Below are 17914 nucleotides of genomic sequence, written 5' to 3' on the forward strand. Positions count from 1 at the left end.
TTACCTCTTTTCTAAAACCATAAAGAACGTACTATCCGGTAGCGCAACTGCATTCCCAGACTCATCTTTAAACTCAATTTTCTCGTTTAGATGATTTGTATATCCATCCTGCAAATAGTTCATAACTTGAATGATGTTTAATTTATCTCCAAAGATCCCCTTTACAAAATCCTTATAGTCGTTTGGTGTAAAGATTCCAAACTGCTCCTGCACCTCATGAACGAAGGAATCCTCACCCCAGGTATACGTATATAAGAACTCCATCGCATCGTTAACAGGCATTTTGATTGTATTGTCTGCAAGTACCTCATACTGGATTATACGCCCCTTAAATTCATGGACATACTGCTCTAAGAACTTCATTCCGCCCGCATCTTTAAAACGAATCACACGCATTAACCTTTTATCTTCTGTCATGATGCCATCACGAATGATAATACGGCCTCCTGGTTTTAACACCTCGTAGGCACTCTGCAGACCCTTTTTAATTACTTCATGATTGAATTTCTTACCTTCATACTCGATATAAGAGAACAGCTCATGAAGGATAGAAGAATATACAATCGTATCAACCGATTCTTTATCAAAAGAGCTGCTTAAGTTGATTGCATCCCCTTTAATGACGTCCCAAGAACGACCCTCGTTCTGCTTCTTCTTTTTCAACGTATCAATCACGTTTTCGGAAATATCGATACCGTAGATTCGTTTATCCTCGGTCTCTTCTTCAATCATGTCTAGCATGACACCACCACCAGCTCCGACATCTACAACCGTATCTCCCTTTATATAATCAAGAATAATTCGTTTATCATCAGCCGAACTATTCATATGCTCCAGATACACTTCTTCGTTATGGAATCTATCATACGCATCCTTACGTAACCCGAAGAAATCAAACAGCAGCACATTTGCCCGAGCATGCATCATATCTATCTTTTCTGCCTCTACACAGAAGGTAATTAACGCCTCACCTACAGCAGAAAACTGAAACGACACATACGCAGTCTTCATATCTTCATCGACTTTAGCCTCAAAAGAAACATGCGTTGTATCCGGCTTCTCGTTCTCACGGTACTCCCGTAGATACTTCTCAATAACCCGCTTACGATACACGTTGTCCTTCTTCTCGCCTTTGAAATCATAGTGCAACTGCTGCATCAATTTCTCGAAATGGATATGCTGAACCTTTCTAGTGCCTATCTCGTTCTTTAACATAACAAAAACTGTCCAGATATCCTCGAAGCTAAGGGCATGCATAGACGGTTCTACATACCACAAATCCTTATCAGATAAGAAGGTTTGAACACCACTCTTCTCGCTCCCCATAATTATATCTTTTTCAAATGCTGACTCCTTATGTTTTGGCGTGAGTCTATGTATGCGAGAGGTAAATGGCTCCACATAGCCATCAAACAGACCATCAATTGTAATCTTCACATCGTTCTTTACTTCACTCCACAAGGATTTTGATACGCCCTCAATAATACATTGGTTAAGATAGTATAGAATCTCCTTTAACCTAACATCTCCGTACTCTTCTTTATACTTGTTAATCAAATTAACATGAGAGTCCAAACGAGCCTCCCCGCGGATATACTGCCCGATTAATCCATGTGTTCTAATTAAATCTCGAACAAACAAATACTTAGTAGAGTTTAAGTGTGTCTCTATACGTTCGATAAACTGAATATCACTAAAGATATCAGCAGAACCCTCGTTATGTACCAATAGGTTAATCCCGTTTTTCTTCCATTGCTCCCGCTGTTTTAAAGAGCCTACCTTTGCAAGCTCACTATACGTTAGTACCTTTTCAATAATGTGATACGCTTCTTCATCTAAAGACAACCCATCTAACACTTGCAGCGTACGGTGTACATAGTACAACACCGCATCTGTCTTTAATGCACCAAGTACCTGTACATTCTCATAGTTTTGATGTATCTCCTCTGCCTCGATTAGATGCTTTAACCACGTAGGGAGAACATTAGAAAACCCTTCAATGTATCTATTTAGAACTTCAATGTTTTTCAACTTATTTACCCCCATATATAATCAATATCTGTAGTAAGGTCTGGGACACCTTCTTCAAAAAGATCATCACCTTATGTCCCCCTAAGTGCTACTACTTGCTTTTTACCATCTACATCTCTTTCAAATACAAATGCATCAAGCCCAGTCTTTTTATCATGTAAAAGAGCGTTATCAATTTCGTTACTAACATGCCAAGTTTGTAACACATGCTTTTGTTCATCTCTTATTTTAACTTCATCAGGAATTTCGGCGGAATAAACATCAGGACTCAGCGGATCACTTCTTAAATTGATAAACATATGTTGTGACAGAATCAACTGAAAATGGAAACGGCAAGCGGGTGCACTCCACTTGCCGTTTTTTCATAGCTTAGTATGTATTTGAATTTCTTTTGCTTTCTCTTTTTCACCCTTCACGCGTACAATTAAATCATATGATCCAGATTTTGGCGCTTCAAAGGAAAGCAAACCTTCTTTTTGAGAAGTGACTTCTTCTTCATAAATAACCTTATCATCTTTTGTAACTTGCAATAAAATCGTACCTTCTTCAACGGCTGCTTCATAAGGAATTTCCACATTTCCTTTTTCAGCTTTAAGTGTTTGCACATCGTAATACCCTTGCAGGGAAGCAATTTTTAAAGTCGTTTCGCCATTTTTTTGAACCTTTGTGACTTGTGTTGCTGTATTGCATGCGCTTAACAATACAACAAGAGTGAGAATCATAAATAAACGTAGTAATTTCATAGAAATTCCCCTTTTTTTATGTATATGAATTAAGATTCATTCTTTAACTATTTCAAAAACACCAACAGCTTAAAAGAATCACTGCTTTTCTTCAATTTCTTTTTTAAATAATTTTTGAAACTCTAATTCTGTTTCATTAATTTTTAATTCTAATCATTAAAAACCCTACTTTTTCTTACTTTAATTGTTTCTAAAATGTAGAAAAGAACCCCTAAACCAAATATCTTTTCAGCATTAGAAATATTATTACCTAATTTAATAATAGGTACATTTAATCCGAATCTTTCGCTCCATTCCAAAGGCATATATCCTCTTTTACAGTTTATTAATATCCGGTTATCCATTGTACGAAAAGAAGTTTCGAAAAAATCAAATTCAACTTCTACTTCAGAAATTTTCATCTCTTTTTCATTCATTAAAGAACCACGTACCATTCCAAATCCTTGTATCATATTTTCTTTAAACATCCCTACACAATTATAATTTGAGTCATAAATAGCCCAATCATAGTTTTCAACTTCACTATGAAAATATGCAAGAATTTCCCCATCCTTTGCTTCCAATCCAACAACTTGCTTGTTTTTTAAAAAAGGTAATTTTGAAGAAATTATATCAGTTGAAACCATAGTTGTTCCTACTATATAGGCCCCATCGGGAGTATATAAACCGTAATGTTTATTATTTTGAGGTAATTCTAGTAAAACATAAGTATCAATATCCCAAAACTTCAAATCATTCTTAGCTATATTCTCTTTTAATAAATTCCCTTTTCTTAATTGCCAAAATCCCATTCCCCCAAAAACAAACGAAGCTATAACCATAAATATTATTTCTCCCCAATTAACATCACCCCAACTATTATACAGACAATATAATCCAAAGAGAAAAATCCCTGTCCCAATTAAACACTTAAACCGTCCCCTTTTTTTATAATACTCAAATAATTCCACACAAACACCTCTATCAATGCATCTTAATACCCCAAATTATCTTTTAAGTATACCAAGGACAAAATATATAATCTAATATTTTTTTCATATAATTAAAAATAAACGTAGTTACAGAAAGAGAATGCTTGTATGCTGATCTGTACTGCATTCCTTTATTCCATGTATGCTATATTTCTATTCTTCTTTTTCCGATATTACACCCCTACAAAGAATAGAAACTACATTCAATTTTTAAACAAATCGAAAAAACTTTCCGTTTTTATTTTTGATTTTTTGCAACTTCTTATGAATACGTAACTACAATTTTGCATTTATCTTCTTTATATGCTGGGAATACCACCAAAGGATTTCCCTGCCCTCTGTAAAAAAACCTTACTTTTAAAAAGTAAGGTTTTTTGTACTTATTCATTAGCGATATAAGCATTCTTATAAGTATAAACACCACCAAATTGATGCTTTTCAATTCCCTTTACGTAATCCTTTTGTACATATGCTGAACCAATATGATACAGCGGCGCTACAGCTGCATCTTCTAATAATACCTGCTCAGCTTCTAGCAATGCTCCCCATCGTTTCTCTGGTTCTAGTACAAAATCAGTTTCCGCTTTCTTTATTAATTCATCGTAACGAGAATTAGAGTAATTCATTTTATTATTTGGATTACCCGTCGTAAATAGCTCTAAATAACTAATTGGGTCTTTATAGTCAGGTCCCCAATTTGCCATAGTTATATCGTAATCACCTGTTTGTTCTAACTGTAATTTTTGCTTAAATGGCTGTTGTTTAATTTGTATCGTGAGTCCTTGCAAATTCTTTTCTAAGTCACCTTTTATATATTCTGCCATACGTTTTGCGTTATCTTGTTCAAACGTTAAAAACTCGAGGCTTACTTGCTCTACTCCAAGCTCTTTTTTCGCATCTTCCCAAATCTTTTTCGCATTTTGCAAATCATATGAAGAAAGATCTCCGTTTTCTTTTCTAAAATCTTTACCAGTCTCTTCGTTTACATGACCAACTGGTACAAGTCCGCTTGCAGATTTTGCCCCGTTATTAATAAAGTGAGTAACAAAGTCCTCTTTATTTAACGCTAATGAAATAGATTGACGTACCTTTTTATTTGCTAATGCATTATTTTTTTCATTAAAACGTAGCATAGCAATTCCAGGATCACTCGACATATGTAATTCCTTATTCCCTTTATACTTGTCTACAAATTGAGAATTAATAGGCGCCCGGTCCAAATCACCAACTTCATATAAATTAATAGCCGTCATTGTATCCTTTACAATTTGAAAGTTTATTTCATCTAATTTCACTTTCTTTTGATCCCAATATGTAGCATTCTTCTTTAATTGAAACACTTGTTCATGCTTCCATTTCTCTAATACAAATGGACCGTTATATATGAGATTACTAGGTTCCAATGCATAATTCTTCCCTTGCTCTTTCAAAAATGATTCATGCTGTGGTAAGTATATAGGTAGTGCTAACAACTGTAAAAAATAAGGAATTGGCTGTTCTAGTTCAACCTCTAACTTATAATCATTTATAACCGTAACCCCAAGTTCATCAAGAGGCATCGTTCCCTTATTAATCTCTTTCGCATTTTTCACATAAAAGAGCATGGACGCATATTGAGACGCTGTTTCAGGGGTAATTGCACGTTTCCACGCAAACATAAAATCATTTGCTGTTACATTGTCCCCATTTGACCATTTTGCATCTTTACGCAAATCAAATGTATATTTTTTACCATCTTCACTTCTTTTAAACGATTTTGCTACTGCTGGAATAGGCTGATCTTGATCATCTAATACATACAACCCTTCAAATATGTTTTGCATAACGTGCGCTGATGTACCATCCATCGTTTTCGCAGTATCAAGAGAAGGAATTTCTTCTGATACTGTTACATTTAATACTTGTTTTTTTGCCTCTGTTTCACTTTTATCCGCTTTATTATTACAAGCTGTTAATAATAAAGTTGTAACAAGTGCCATTACCATTAAATGGCTCTTCTTTCGCTTCATGAGTTGTTCTCCTTAAAAATATAATATTGTAAAACGTTATATATTATAGCAGAAATACTAACAGAAAGATGCGACATTCTTTTGAATATTTATTCGTTCAAGAAAAAAAAGCTATCCTTTTAAAAAAGGATAGCTTTTTCAATTATCTATCTTTGTAAACCTCGTTTATAACGACCTGCTTCAAATATAATACGCTCTTCATCTAATGTTTTACATTCACCATTCCAAACAACACGTTTTCCGTTAATAATTACATCGCTTATATCTTTTCCACTAGCAGCATATACAAGATGTGATAACACTTCATCCGCTGGTTGTAAATGCGGCTTATTAGATGGATCAATCGTAATAAAATCAGCGCACTTTCCAACCTCAAGTGATCCCGTTTGTTTCATGCCAATTACTTCCGCAGCTCCTTTTGTCGCAAGTGAAAGAGCTGTTTCAACTGGTAATGCTGTTGCATCTAGGTGAATACCTTTTTGTAATAAAGCTGCAATGCGCATTTCTTCAAACATATCTAAATTGTTGTTAGATGCAACACTATCTGTTGCAATCCCTACTTTCATTCCTGCTTCTAGCATCGCTTTTACATTTGCTATACCAGAACCTAGTTTTAAATTACTATTCGGATTATGAGCTACCCGAACATCATGCTCTGCCAAGAAAGTACGCTCATTTTCATTTAATACTACACCGTGCGCAATAACTGTTGGGCGTTTAAACAATCCGCAACTTGCCGCATATTCTACTGGACGTTTTCCGTACTGCGCTTCAATATCACGTACTTCACGATCTGTTTCAGAAAGATGAATATGAACCATAGTTTGATTTTCTACTGCAATACGTGCGCACTCTTCTAATAATTCTGTGGAACATGTATATGGACTATGCGGTGCAACCATCGTAGTTAACATACCACTTTCGTTATAATAACGCTTCACATATTTCTCGGCTTCTTCAATCGCTTTCTTTTCATCTTCTTTTGTTCCGAAGCTAAATAAAGTTCTTGAAACAGCAGCTCGCATTCCACTCCTTGATACCGTTTCCATAATCGCATCTTGATCTACTCCAATTGGATTAAACATATCAGAGAATGATGTTGTACCACTTTTCACCATTTCAAGCAACCCTAATTCAGTACTAGCAACTGCTAGATCTGGAGTAAATTGACTTTCAAGTGGCCAAATTCTCGTCTCAAGCCATGGCTGTAATAACATATCATCGCCAATACCTCTCAAAAGACTCATAACAACATGTGTATGTGTATTTACAAGCCCAGGTAAAAGCCACTTGCCTTTCATGTCAATTACTTCATCCACTTCAAAATCGTTAGCGAATTCTCCGCTATTTACATCTATAATTTGATCATTTTCTACAATGATATATCCATTTTCTATCACTTCATTTTGTTCATTCATCGTTACAATTGTAGCGTTTACATAAGTTGTTTTCAAAAGTATTTCCCCTTTCAACTCTATGAAGTTCCCTTTAATAAGTTACCACCATTATAGTAACTTATTAAAGATTAAGAGTCAAAAGATAATTTTAATTCTTTCATTATCTTTTCCTTCAAAATGTCATATTGTTTGTCATTTGTATCTGCAAATGCTTCTTCACGGCTCGACTTCACGTCCATATAGTTTAATTTTTCATGAAATTGAGTCCAAGTACAATCATGCCTTTTCCCATCTACTGTATTGTAAAAATGCCACACTTCTCCTACTTTCGTCTTTTTTATCTCTCCCCCGCATAATTCTTGAACAATAAGGGCCGTTACACCACATTGTCCCTTTGCTGGGCTTTCGCTCGTCCACTTAGAACTTGTTTCTATTGACCAAGATTTTATTAACGCTTCATATATTGGTTTTATCTTTTTATTATCCATTCTCAGCTTCCCCTGCCATTGGTAGTTTTACACATCATATTGTAAAAGAGGTAAAAGGCGATTTTTAAAAACCGTTGATGGTGTCTCACCGATTAGTTTTGCCCCCATTTTCACGTAAAATCCTTTCGCATTTGGATCACTATCAAACGTAAAACTTTTCAATCCTAGTTCATTTACTTGCTCTACTACAAACCTCCAAAGTATTTTCCCGTATCCTTTTCCTTTATAACCAGGATAAATGTATAGGAAATCGAGAGCATTTTCATTATGTAAAAATGAGAAAAATCCAATCTTCGCATCATCATTTTCTAAAACATATACAAAATTATTTTTTATGTAATCCTCTGAGATCGTTAATTCTTCCTTACAGGCTAAAATAAATTCTTCACTATAACCCCAAGTAGCTTTTGAATGTAGTGCCAGTTGACTTAGTTCATTCGCTTCACTTACTACTGCTTCTCTTACCTTCATGATTCTTTCTCCTTACCTTCGATATGTAAACTACTAAAGTGATTCGGAAAGTAATTCAAAAAACCTTTAATTTTCATAGATTAGAAATCCACTTGCTTCTTTTATAACTTGCATTATAATATAGAAAAGTATTCCAAAAAACATTTCATTTAGGGGGAATTGCTTATGCCGTTGGATTACATTTCAGGTAACTAATATTCCAAAATTTGAAGGAGTGCCTGAAATTTGCTAAACTCATATATCAATTCATTATTATATAAAAATACCGAAAAATTCAATGGTATAATTTTAGTAGCCCATAAAGAACAAACTCTTTATAAACAGTCATTTGGAAAAGCTAATTACGATTGGGACATACCTAATACAGCTACAACAAAGTTTCGTATCGGATCAATAACTAAAATCTTCACTGCAGTTGCTATTTTAATGCTTGTGGAAGAGAAAAAATTACAGCTACATGATACATTGGATCAATTCATTCCAACTTTCCCAAAAGGAAATCAAATTATGATTGAGCATCTATTAAGTCATACTGCTGGTGTTGGGAATATTACTGCTCAACACAACTTTTTAATACAATCTTACCAGCCTCGAACACCGGATGAATTAATACAATGGATTATTACATGTCCCTTTGAATCTAGCCCTGGTGAAAAATTCAATTATTCGAATTCAAGTTATATTATATTAGGACACATCATTGAAGTTATAAGTGGGATTTCTTATGAAGAATTTCTTAAAAAGAAGATTTTATATCCACTCTCTATGATGAACACAGACGTTGATCTGAATCACACCATTCAAAAACATAAAGCAACTGGGTATGAGTTACATCCAATTCATGATTTACAGAACACATCATTTATTCATATGTCAAACTCGTATTCAGCTGGTGGATTATTTTCTACAGCCGAAGATTTATATATATTTGATCAAGCGATAAAAGAAAATCGTTTGCTTTCAAATAGTATGACGTCTCGCATGTTTACTGCAGGATCTTATGGATATGGTTACGGCTGGAACATCGCTATGGCAGGCGAAAATAGTAAACTTGTATTCCATCACGGCGGCATTAACGGCTTTACATCCTCTTATTTACGGTTAATTGACAAAGAGGCTACAATCATCATTTTAAGTAATGTATCTACACTATTAACATCGACTCTTGCTAATGACATAGCTTCTTATATAGAGAATAACTATTAAAATTATTAATAGTTGTAACACGGTTCAATATATTGAACCGTGTCACAACTGATTTAATTCACCTTCGCACCATAACACCTCGCAACTGCAACCGCCTGCGCTATATCTAATTTTACGTTTTTTAAATCAAAAGCTTTAAAATCAACTCTATCAACTACAGCTCCTCTTAAATCTGCGCCGCTAAGTTTTACCTTGCCTAATTGTGCACCTGTTAAATCCGCTTCACGTAAATCTGCTTTTTCTAAATTACATTCACATAGGTCAGCTTCAATTAAACGAATACCCTTTAACATTTGTTTACTTAAGTTCGCAAACCTTAAATTCGTATATGACCAATCGCCTGATATAATTGTTATTCCGTCTAAATTCGCCTCTTCGAAATCAGAACCAGTCATTTTACATTCTTCAAACTTAGATACAAATAAATTCGCACCAAAAAACCTACAATTAGCAAACGTAGTTCCTTGATGGATAGAAGCATTAAAAAGAGTACCCGTAAAATCACATTCTATGAAATTACAATTTTGAGTAAAAACTTCTGATGCATCTATTCCTCTAAAACGGCATTTTATGAAGGTGCAATTTTTCAATTCCTCTTCTTTTATCCAAACATCCTGAAAATCTATTTCTACATATTCTTCATTTACAAATTCACTCATAATCAATCCTCCAATTTTTCAAAAAACCTCACTTCAGCATGAAGTGAGGTTTTTTCTTATACAATATGCTCATCTAACCATGACATCACATCTTGAAATACATCTTCTCTATTCACTTCATGGAACATTTCATGTCTACCATTTTTATATAAACGCAGTGTTACATCTTTTACACCACATTTTTTATAGTTTTCATATACTTCATTTACACCTTTCCCCATATCCCCAACAGGATCACGATCGCCAGAGAATATATGTATTGGAAGATTTTTTGGTGTCTTCTTATATTCTTCTATTTTATTTACTTCTAGAACTCCATGAAACAATTCTCGGTAAAAACTAGTCGTACAAATAAATCCACATAACGGGTCCGCAATATACTTATCAACTTGATGAATATCTGAAGATAACCAATCAAATTTCGTACGATTTGGCTTAAAGTGTGAGTTGAAGTTTCCGAAAGATAAAAAGTTCAGCATCGGACTTTTCGTTTTGGGCCCGCGTAGTTTCATCTCAATTGTCGCTACTTTATGACCAATACTTCCTAAAAGCCCTGGATTTCCACCAGTTCCTGAAATAAGAAATCCATCATATAATTCGCCTCTAAGTTGTACAGCTCGTCTAGATAAAAAAGAGCCCATACTATGTCCAAGTAAAAACAATGGACCTGTCTGCTCTTCTTTTATCATTTCCGAAACAAAGATAACATCAGACACAGCCTGATTCCAACCTACATTTGGTTCAAAATGACCATAGTCTTCTTCTCTTTTCACTGTTTTCCCATGCCCTTTATGATCATGAGCATAAACACCATATCCTGCTTCTAATAAAGCATCAATAAATTCTGTATAAACACCTGCATGTTCTGTCATACCATGTGCAATTTGAACAATTCCCCGCGGATTTCCTTCTGGTAACCATTTACGCAAATAAATTTCCGATTTATCTAATGCCGTAACGAAATTTTCCTGTATGCTCATTCCGACAGCCCCCAAATCTATTATGTATCTCTAAAATAATGAATATGCATTCATTATTCTTATTATGTATTATATGCAATAGCTTTCATTATGACAAATACCGCACTTTTTCGATTAGCTCTCAAACTATTATGTTGACGAATAATAAATAAAATTATATAGTTACTTACATAAAGTAATCATTATGTTTTTAGGAGGTTTCTATTATGATGCCATCATTATTTTTAGCACATGGTTCACCCATGCTTGCTATTCAAGATACAGATTATACACGTTTTTTAAAAACACTTGGAGAAACATATAAACCGAAAGCAATTGTTATTTTTACCGCTCACTGGGAAAGTGAAGTATTAACGATTTCCTCATCAGATGAAGAATATGAAACAATTTATGACTTTGGAGGTTTTCCTCCTGATTTATACGAGATCAAATATCGTGCGAAAGGCTCTTCTAGCATTGCGTCTATGCTAGAAACAAAATTTAAAAACAAAGGCATTCCAGTCCATACAAATACAACGAGAGGCTTAGATCATGGTTCATGGACACTCCTGCACCGTATGTACCCAGAAGCAAATATTCCTGTCGTACAAATATCAGTAAATCCATTCCTTCCTGCAAAAGAACAATTTGAAATTGGAGAGGCACTAAAAGGACTTGGACAAGAAGATATTTTAGTAATCGGTAGCGGAGTTACTGTTCATAACTTACGAGCTTTGAAATGGAATCAAACTACACCTGAAAAATGGGCAATTGAATTTGATGATTGGATTATTAAACATATGCAGACCAATGATAAAGATGCATTGTTTAATTGGGAGAAAAATGCGCCTCATGCACAATTAGCAGTACCACGAGCAGAGCATTTTGTTCCTTTATTTATCGCAATGGGTAGTGGTGAACAGACAGGGAAAGTCATTCACCGTAGCTACGAGCTTGGTACGCTAAGTTATCTTTGCCTTCAATTTTAATAAAAAAGGATGAAGCAAATATTGCTTCATCCTTTTTACTATTCATTCACCTAATTAACTAACTTCCAAATGTTGTTTCTCTGATACCTCTGCGTTCTTACTATGAAAATAGACCCAAATACATGCAATAAATAATAATGATGATGTAGAGAAGAAAACATATTGGAATCCCGCATGAGCTGCAATTTGTCCACCAAGTACTGGCCCAATCATATTTCCTAAAAACTGAAACGATTGATTATATCCAAATATTCGTCCCGTTACATGGGTTGGCGTATGTTGTTTTAGTAGAGTTTGTACGGAAGGTAATAGTCCTGCTTGTGCAATACCTAATAAAAAGCGAAGAATTAATAGTTGCCAAGCTGAGGTTACAAATGCTTGCGGGATAAAAATAATTCCTGCAGCAAACAACGCTACAACTAACGTTTTTTGAGGTCCAATATGATCTGATAATCTTCCTAGCTTAGGAGCTGCTAAAATAACTGCTAATCCTGTCGCAGACATGACTGCACCTGCAATCATTTCAATATGATCTGTTCCTGGTCCTGCCAAATGTTTTACGTACAACGTAATAATAGGTTGAATTGACATATTTGCAAGCTGAATGATAAACGTTGCTACAAATAAACTTATTATTAAATGTTTTGCCGGGACCATCGTCCATACTTTTTTCGGCTGTGCCTTTTTTGCTTTAGCAGAATGATTCTCCTCATGTAAGAAGAAAAAGACGATAAGAAAAGAAAGGAATAAGAAAGCTCCTGTAACTAGAAAAACATGGCGCATTCCGATTAACTCTGACAAATAACCTCCGAGTATTGGCCCAAGTAACGAACCGCTCACGCCTCCAGTTGAGATTGTAGAAATTGCCCAACCTGAATGTTCTTGCGGAGTTTCTGCAGCAATAAATGTCATCGCTGTAGAAAGGAAACCAGATACCGCTCCCATTAAAAACCGAAGTGCGACTAGTTGATACACGTCTGTCACAAACCCCATAAGCGTCATAATTATCGCCATACCAAGGCTAGCACGTATAAGCATCAATTTCCGTCCATGTATATCACCAAGCTTGCCCCATATTGGTGATACGATCGCACCCATTAAAAATGTTACACCAAATGCAAGTCCCGACCACTGTGCAATACTAGAAGTGCCGGTCACCCCTAATTCCTCAATATAAAAAGATAAAAAAGGAATTACTAAACTCATACCGGCTGCAGTGGTAAAACAACCTAGCCAACAAATCATTAAATTTCGTTTCCAGCTGGCCATTTTCACACCTTCTTTCATTCGATACCCATTCTACACCGTTTTCTAGAAAAAGTTTAGTAATTTGCTTTATACATAATAAAACCCTATCCCTTTGCATTCTTAGCAAAGGGATAGGGTTAATTATCTCCTATAGGTATTAATCGTGCATTACAACAACTCTCATAAAACTCAATCGGACCTGCTTGTCCTATAATTGCATACTCATATTCGCTTTTCTTCATGTTATATAAACAATAATTCAATAACGTCTTCCCAACACCGTTCACACGATTATGTTTCGCTGTACCCATCGGGCCAAACAACCCTTTCTTTCCTCTCACAACATCGTAACAAGCGAAACCAATAATTTCTCCTCCTTCCTCAGCAATAAAAATAGGTAACTTTTCTTTATATGTCCGAAATCCATAATCTAAAGATTTTAACCAACGCTCACCAAATTCATCCTTAACAAAACGTGCTAACTTTTCAAAATCAGAAAAGATCGCTCTTCTAATATTACAGCTTAAATTATTATAAATAGGATTAAATCTTTTTAAAGCAACGGTTAAGTCTCTTGGCTCAGATGTAATTTGCAATACATCTTTTTGCACACTTTTACTTAAAACCTTTTCAATAACTGTATCCCCTTGAAAAATCGCATATAAAACATGTCCTTCATTTATTAATACTTGCTGAAAACGTTCCATCCGTTTTTTCGCTACTTTTAAAACTTCTATCGTCTTATTTGAAACTTTAAACTCCCCAACATTTATGTATTCTATTTCATTTGCATAATATTGTTGGAGTAACGATATTTTTGCTAAAAAATCCATACCCACCGTGTGAAATAAATACATATGTAACTCCGCGCAAACTCCAGTACCTTCCTTACAAGCTCCTATAAATAGATGACCTGGATGAATAATTCCTTTATTACACTCAGCCTCTCGCGTTGCAATCTCCAATATTTTATATGCACGTTTTGTAAATTGGAACTCCTCCATCTATATCCCTTCCCCCTAAAAACTAAATATCAAACCGTAACCATATATAATAGAAACAATTATTCCAACTACCAATATTCCTGGAAGTAAATTTGCTACTTTAATTTTAATGAATCCAAGTAAGTTTAATCCAATTGCAAAAATCATAATACCACCAGTTGCTGTCATTTCAACTATAAATTCATTCATTAATTTCTCTGGTACAAAACTATTGATTTGTGTTGCAAAAATTGCAATGGCACCTTCATATAAAATAACTGGAATCGCTGAAAATACCACTCCAATTCCAAGAGTTGTCGTTAATATAATAGAAATGAATCCATCAATAATCGCTTTTGTGAATAAAACATCGTGATTCCCTCTAATACCACTGTCTAATGCGCCAAGTATCCCCATCGCTCCAATTGCAAAAATTAGAGTAGCCGTTACAAAACCTTCTGATATACTTCCTTTACCTTTCGATCCAACTTTATTTTCTAGCCATTCTCCTAAATGTTTTAATCTTTCTTCTAATTGTAGCCATTCTCCAATTACCGCACCAATAACTAAACTTAAAATCACAACGAGAAAATTTTCACTCTTCAATGCCATTTGAAGTCCAAGTACAGCAACCGTTAAACCAATTGCATGCATAATCGTCCCTTTCATACTTTCTGGAATATTACTAAATAATTTACCAAGTAGAGTACCAACTATAATACAAACCCCATTTACAACTGCTCCTAATATAACCATTTACATTCTCCACCCTCTGAGTTCTTTATTACTACATTCTGGATTACACATTGATTTAAAGGTTATCTATATGTTAACTTAATATTATGAATATTAACAAATGATTTTCACTATTAATAACCCGCTTTTTTTGTATCAATGAATCTAGCTATAACTTATTTTTACTATATTCATTGTTAGCATCATTGTGGAAGTTCACGATTGCGGGATAAAACCAAAAGGGACGGTAGCTATGAAAACTTTATTAAAACGACTTATTTTAATAGCCTTTTTCATTACACCAATTGTGTTATTAATCAATTACACTTACATTTCAAAAGCAAAAAATAAACCAGATGTACAAAACACATCAAACAAAGCAAATTCAACGACCGAAAAGAAAATCGAAGACCCTGAAATTACACTCACCTTCTCTGGTGATACGATGTTTGATTGGCAATTACGTCCCGTAATCGAAAAGAATGGGGCTGATTATCCATTCCAACATGTAAAAGAAGAAATAACAAAAGCTGATATTTCTTTTGTTAATTTAGAATCAGCATTTACAACGAGAGAAAAAAAAGTACCTGGGCAACAATTTTGGATTAAAAGTGATCCATCCACACTACAAGCAATAAAAAATACTGGATACGATATTGTCAATATTGGCAATAACCATACGCTTGATTATGGACAAGATGGACTACTAGACACCATTTCTCACGTCGAAAAATTAAAACTACCTTACACTGGAGCCGGAAAAAATGCTGAAGATGCCTATACCGCTCGTGAACTAACTGTAAAAGGAAAAAAGTTTAAATTTCTTTCCTTTGTACGCTTTATGCCTAACTTTAATTGGGTAGCTGGTGACAATAAACCTGGCGTTGCAAACGGATATGATCTAGATCTTGTAACAAAAACAATTCAAGAGCAAAAGAAAGATGCTGATTATGTAATCGTCTATATGCATTGGGGCGTCGAAAAATCAAATCGCCCAATAGAATACCAGAAACAATATGTTCCGAAAATGGTAGAAGCGGGTGCTGATGCAATCGTTGGAAGTCACCCCCATTGGTTACAAGGATTTGAGTATTACAATAAAGTTCCTATCGCATACTCGTTAGGAAACTTTTTATTCCCGAATTATGTAAATGGAAAGAGTGCCGAAACAGGCGTATTGACCTTAACCTTTAAAGGAAAGGATGTCCAAATGTCATTCAATCCTTACATCATTCGCAACAACCAAGTTTCTCCTGTAAATGAAGAAGAAAAGAAAAAAGCACTACAATATTTACAAACGGTTTCAACTGATGTAGAAATTGATGATACTGGGAAAATAATTAACAAACGCAACTAAACAGTGCAAGATTTATTTCTCTGTAACATACATTACGGAATAGGTGATGTATATGCTGAAAAGCTTATTAGAAAATATAAGTCTGTTAGAAAACGTGTATGAAATATCTATAGCAGTTCTGCTTTTATGTTCCGTTTTTTCTGTTAGGCTTCTAAGAAAAATAAAGCGAGAGAGAAAACTTACTCCCTTTGAATTTACAATGTACATAATCATTCGTATTGCAATACTTTTTTGGTTAACTAGCTTTATCCTTCTTAAATATGGAATGTATTTCGTTTAACTTTCAAAGAATAAAAAAGATAGAACAAGCAGGATTCCCCTCCACTTGTATCTATCTTTTTTTATTTCAAGTAGAATTGTATGTTCACTCTTTTCTTTTATTAAATAAGTAAATCAAACAACACAGGGTTTTTATTAAGCTCCACAAATTGAATGTTATTTTCTTGAAAACGAGTAATCAAAGCTTCATAGTCTTCCCTATGTTTTAATTCTACCCCTACTAAAGCTGGACCATTTTCTTTATTATGTTTCTTAATATACTCAAAGCGAGTAATATCATCTTCCGGTCCTAATCCTTTATCAAGAAACTCTCGCAGTGCCCCTGAACGTTGCGGAAATTCAATGATGAAGTAATGCTTTAACCCTTCATAAATAAGAGATCGTTCTTTCATTTCTTGCATTCTATCAATATCATTATTCCCACCACTTAACGTACATACAACTGTTTTTCCCCTTATTTCATCTCTGTATAGATCAAGTGCCGCAATCGAAAGCGCTCCAGCTGGTTCAGCTACAATCGCATTTTTCTTATACAATTCTAAAATGGTTGTACAAACCTTTCCCTCCGGTACTAAAACAATGTCATCAATTACATCTTTACATGTTTCAAATGTTAACTTTCCTACCTTCTTAACTGCTGCACCATCAACAAAACTATCAATTTTATCTAATGCAACATTTTCATTTTGAAGAAAGGCTTCTTTCATAGATGCAGCTCCCATCGGTTCTACACCGATTACCTTTGTAGTAGGACTAACCCCCTTTACATATGTACCAATACCAGATGCTAATCCACCACCGCCAATTGCTGTAAATATATAATCAACTGGTTTCTCCATATCATGCATAATTTCAACAGCGACTGTTCCTTGACCAGCAACGACATACGGATCATCAAATGGATGTACAAATGTCATCCTATTTTCCACACAATAGCGCTGCGCCTCTTGGAAAGAACTATCAAATGTATCACCAACTAATACAATGTCTGCGAAATCACCACCGAAAAATTCAACTTGTGATACTTTTTGCTTAGGTGTCGTTGTCGGCATGAAAATTTTTGACGGAATCTTCAATAAATTACACGTATAAGCAACTCCTTGCGCATGATTACCAGCACTTGCACAAACAACACCATTTTGTAACTTTTCTTTCGGTAAACTTTGAATTAAATTATACGCACCACGAATTTTGAAAGAACGAATAACTTGTAAATCTTCTCGCTTAACATATACGTCACATTCATATTTCTCAGATAAAACTGAATCTCGTTGTAACGGTGTTTTAATAACGATATCTTTCATGCAATTATGGGCCATTAAGATATCTTCAATTTTCACTCTCTCCTTTACATTTTGCACCATTTTATATCATCCTTATCTCTTTTTA

At 34.6% G+C, this 17914-nt stretch carries 18 protein-coding genes; 4 read left to right on the plus strand and 14 right to left on the minus strand.

Going from position 1 to position 17914, the window contains the following annotated elements; all coding sequences use genetic code 11:
* The 8 genes from QCI75_RS17735 to QCI75_RS17770 all read right to left on the minus strand — a co-directional run bounded on the left by QCI75_RS17735 (window position 1) and on the right by QCI75_RS17770 (window position 8110).
* The gene (locus tag QCI75_RS17735) at window positions 1–2046 is read right to left on the minus strand and encodes a class I SAM-dependent methyltransferase (protein WP_353760921.1); all 2046 of its coding nucleotides are present in this window, start codon (window positions 2044–2046) and stop codon (window positions 1–3) included.
* A 56-nt stretch (window positions 2047–2102) separates the two neighbouring features.
* A complete protein-coding gene (locus QCI75_RS17740) occupies window positions 2103–2237 on the minus strand; it encodes a hypothetical protein (RefSeq protein ID WP_272950271.1) in 135 nt (44 codons plus the stop codon).
* A 156-nt stretch (window positions 2238–2393) separates the two neighbouring features.
* The gene (locus QCI75_RS17745) at window positions 2394–2774 is read right to left on the minus strand and encodes a BA_1872 family lipoprotein (RefSeq protein WP_353760922.1); all 381 of its coding nucleotides are present in this window, start codon (window positions 2772–2774) and stop codon (window positions 2394–2396) included.
* A 149-nt stretch (window positions 2775–2923) separates the two neighbouring features.
* Window positions 2924–3724, minus strand: a complete 801-nt coding sequence (locus QCI75_RS17750; protein ID WP_353760923.1) for an ABC transporter ATP-binding protein — start codon at window positions 3722–3724, stop codon at window positions 2924–2926.
* 401 nt (window positions 3725–4125) lie between these two features.
* A complete protein-coding gene (locus tag QCI75_RS17755; protein ID WP_353760924.1) occupies window positions 4126–5754 on the minus strand; it encodes a peptide ABC transporter substrate-binding protein in 1629 nt (542 codons plus the stop codon).
* 146 nt (window positions 5755–5900) lie between these two features.
* Entirely contained in the window at window positions 5901–7226 is a 1326-nt protein-coding gene (locus tag QCI75_RS17760; RefSeq protein WP_353760925.1) for a bifunctional S-methyl-5'-thioadenosine deaminase/S-adenosylhomocysteine deaminase, read from the minus strand.
* 53 nt (window positions 7227–7279) lie between these two features.
* Entirely contained in the window at window positions 7280–7639 is a 360-nt protein-coding gene (locus tag QCI75_RS17765) for a YunG family protein (protein ID WP_144506240.1), read from the minus strand.
* Between the two features lie 27 nt (window positions 7640–7666).
* On the minus strand, window positions 7667–8110 hold the full coding sequence (locus tag QCI75_RS17770; RefSeq protein ID WP_353760926.1) for a GNAT family N-acetyltransferase: 444 nt from the start codon (window positions 8108–8110) through the stop codon (window positions 7667–7669).
* Window positions 8111–8335: 225 nt separating this feature from the next.
* On the opposite strand from QCI75_RS17770, the gene QCI75_RS17775 reads away from it, so the two are divergent.
* Window positions 8336–9316: a serine hydrolase domain-containing protein gene (locus tag QCI75_RS17775; RefSeq protein ID WP_144506238.1), complete on the plus strand. Its 981-nt coding sequence runs from the start codon at window positions 8336–8338 to the stop codon at window positions 9314–9316.
* Window positions 9317–9369: 53 nt separating this feature from the next.
* Here QCI75_RS17775 and QCI75_RS17780 read toward each other — a convergent pair whose 3' ends face one another.
* Both QCI75_RS17780 and QCI75_RS17785 read right to left on the minus strand, forming a co-directional pair.
* Window positions 9370–9975, minus strand: a complete 606-nt coding sequence (locus QCI75_RS17780) for a pentapeptide repeat-containing protein (RefSeq protein WP_353760927.1) — start codon at window positions 9973–9975, stop codon at window positions 9370–9372.
* Between the two features lie 56 nt (window positions 9976–10031).
* The gene (locus QCI75_RS17785) at window positions 10032–10955 is read right to left on the minus strand and encodes an alpha/beta fold hydrolase (protein WP_144506236.1); all 924 of its coding nucleotides are present in this window, start codon (window positions 10953–10955) and stop codon (window positions 10032–10034) included.
* Between the two features lie 206 nt (window positions 10956–11161).
* On the opposite strand from QCI75_RS17785, the gene QCI75_RS17790 reads away from it, so the two are divergent.
* Window positions 11162–11923, plus strand: coding sequence for a DODA-type extradiol aromatic ring-opening family dioxygenase (locus QCI75_RS17790; protein WP_144506235.1), 762 nt, complete (start codon window positions 11162–11164; stop codon window positions 11921–11923).
* A 54-nt stretch (window positions 11924–11977) separates the two neighbouring features.
* On the opposite strand, the gene QCI75_RS17795 is transcribed toward QCI75_RS17790, so the two are convergent.
* From QCI75_RS17795 to QCI75_RS17805, 3 genes are all read right to left on the minus strand, one after another.
* The gene (locus QCI75_RS17795) at window positions 11978–13192 is read right to left on the minus strand and encodes a multidrug efflux MFS transporter (protein ID WP_097831516.1); all 1215 of its coding nucleotides are present in this window, start codon (window positions 13190–13192) and stop codon (window positions 11978–11980) included.
* Between the two features lie 116 nt (window positions 13193–13308).
* A complete protein-coding gene (locus QCI75_RS17800) occupies window positions 13309–14175 on the minus strand; it encodes a GNAT family N-acetyltransferase (protein WP_144506234.1) in 867 nt (288 codons plus the stop codon).
* A gap of 15 nt (window positions 14176–14190) precedes the next feature.
* Window positions 14191–14910 carry a DUF554 domain-containing protein gene (locus QCI75_RS17805; protein WP_144506233.1) on the minus strand — a complete coding sequence of 240 codons (720 nt, stop codon included), beginning with the start codon at window positions 14908–14910 and terminating at the stop codon, window positions 14191–14193.
* A gap of 232 nt (window positions 14911–15142) precedes the next feature.
* Between QCI75_RS17805 and QCI75_RS17810 the strand changes: the two genes are divergently transcribed.
* Window positions 15143–16246, plus strand: a complete 1104-nt coding sequence (locus QCI75_RS17810) for a CapA family protein (protein ID WP_353760928.1) — start codon at window positions 15143–15145, stop codon at window positions 16244–16246.
* 52 nt (window positions 16247–16298) lie between these two features.
* On the plus strand, window positions 16299–16526 hold the full coding sequence (locus QCI75_RS17815; protein ID WP_353760929.1) for a hypothetical protein: 228 nt from the start codon (window positions 16299–16301) through the stop codon (window positions 16524–16526).
* Between the two features lie 100 nt (window positions 16527–16626).
* On the opposite strand, the gene ilvA is transcribed toward QCI75_RS17815, so the two are convergent.
* Window positions 16627–17889 carry a threonine ammonia-lyase IlvA gene (ilvA, locus tag QCI75_RS17820; RefSeq protein ID WP_144508579.1) on the minus strand — a complete coding sequence of 421 codons (1263 nt, stop codon included), beginning with the start codon at window positions 17887–17889 and terminating at the stop codon, window positions 16627–16629.
* Between the last annotated feature and the right edge of the window lie 25 nt (window positions 17890–17914).

Source organism: Bacillus cereus group sp. RP43, from assembly GCF_040459645.1.
Lineage (GTDB): Bacteria > Bacillota > Bacilli > Bacillales > Bacillaceae_G > Bacillus_A > Bacillus_A mycoides_C.

Excerpts from the sequence above, each read along its gene's own strand:
- QCI75_RS17805 (WP_144506233.1), bottom strand. The coding sequence starts at position 14,910 with ATGGTTATATTAGGAGCAGTTGTAAATGGGGTTTGTATTATAGTTGGT.
- QCI75_RS17765 (WP_144506240.1), bottom strand. The coding sequence starts at position 7,639 with ATGGATAATAAAAAGATAAAACCAATATATGAAGCGTTAATAAAATCT.
- QCI75_RS17795 (WP_097831516.1), bottom strand. The coding sequence starts at position 13,192 with ATGGCCAGCTGGAAACGAAATTTAATGATTTGTTGGCTAGGTTGTTTT.
- QCI75_RS17780 (WP_353760927.1), bottom strand. The coding sequence starts at position 9,975 with ATGAGTGAATTTGTAAATGAAGAATATGTAGAAATAGATTTTCAGGAT.
- QCI75_RS17755 (WP_353760924.1), bottom strand. The coding sequence starts at position 5,754 with ATGAAGCGAAAGAAGAGCCATTTAATGGTAATGGCACTTGTTACAACT.
- QCI75_RS17810 (WP_353760928.1), top strand. The coding sequence starts at position 15,143 with ATGAAAACTTTATTAAAACGACTTATTTTAATAGCCTTTTTCATTACA.
- QCI75_RS17790 (WP_144506235.1), top strand. The coding sequence starts at position 11,162 with ATGATGCCATCATTATTTTTAGCACATGGTTCACCCATGCTTGCTATT.
- QCI75_RS17745 (WP_353760922.1), bottom strand. The coding sequence starts at position 2,774 with ATGAAATTACTACGTTTATTTATGATTCTCACTCTTGTTGTATTGTTA.
- QCI75_RS17815 (WP_353760929.1), top strand. The coding sequence starts at position 16,299 with ATGCTGAAAAGCTTATTAGAAAATATAAGTCTGTTAGAAAACGTGTAT.
- QCI75_RS17735 (WP_353760921.1), bottom strand. The coding sequence starts at position 2,046 with ATGGGGGTAAATAAGTTGAAAAACATTGAAGTTCTAAATAGATACATT.
- ilvA (WP_144508579.1), bottom strand. The coding sequence starts at position 17,889 with ATGGTGCAAAATGTAAAGGAGAGAGTGAAAATTGAAGATATCTTAATG.
- QCI75_RS17770 (WP_353760926.1), bottom strand. The coding sequence starts at position 8,110 with ATGAAGGTAAGAGAAGCAGTAGTAAGTGAAGCGAATGAACTAAGTCAA.
- QCI75_RS17800 (WP_144506234.1), bottom strand. The coding sequence starts at position 14,175 with ATGGAGGAGTTCCAATTTACAAAACGTGCATATAAAATATTGGAGATT.
- QCI75_RS17785 (WP_144506236.1), bottom strand. The coding sequence starts at position 10,955 with ATGAGCATACAGGAAAATTTCGTTACGGCATTAGATAAATCGGAAATT.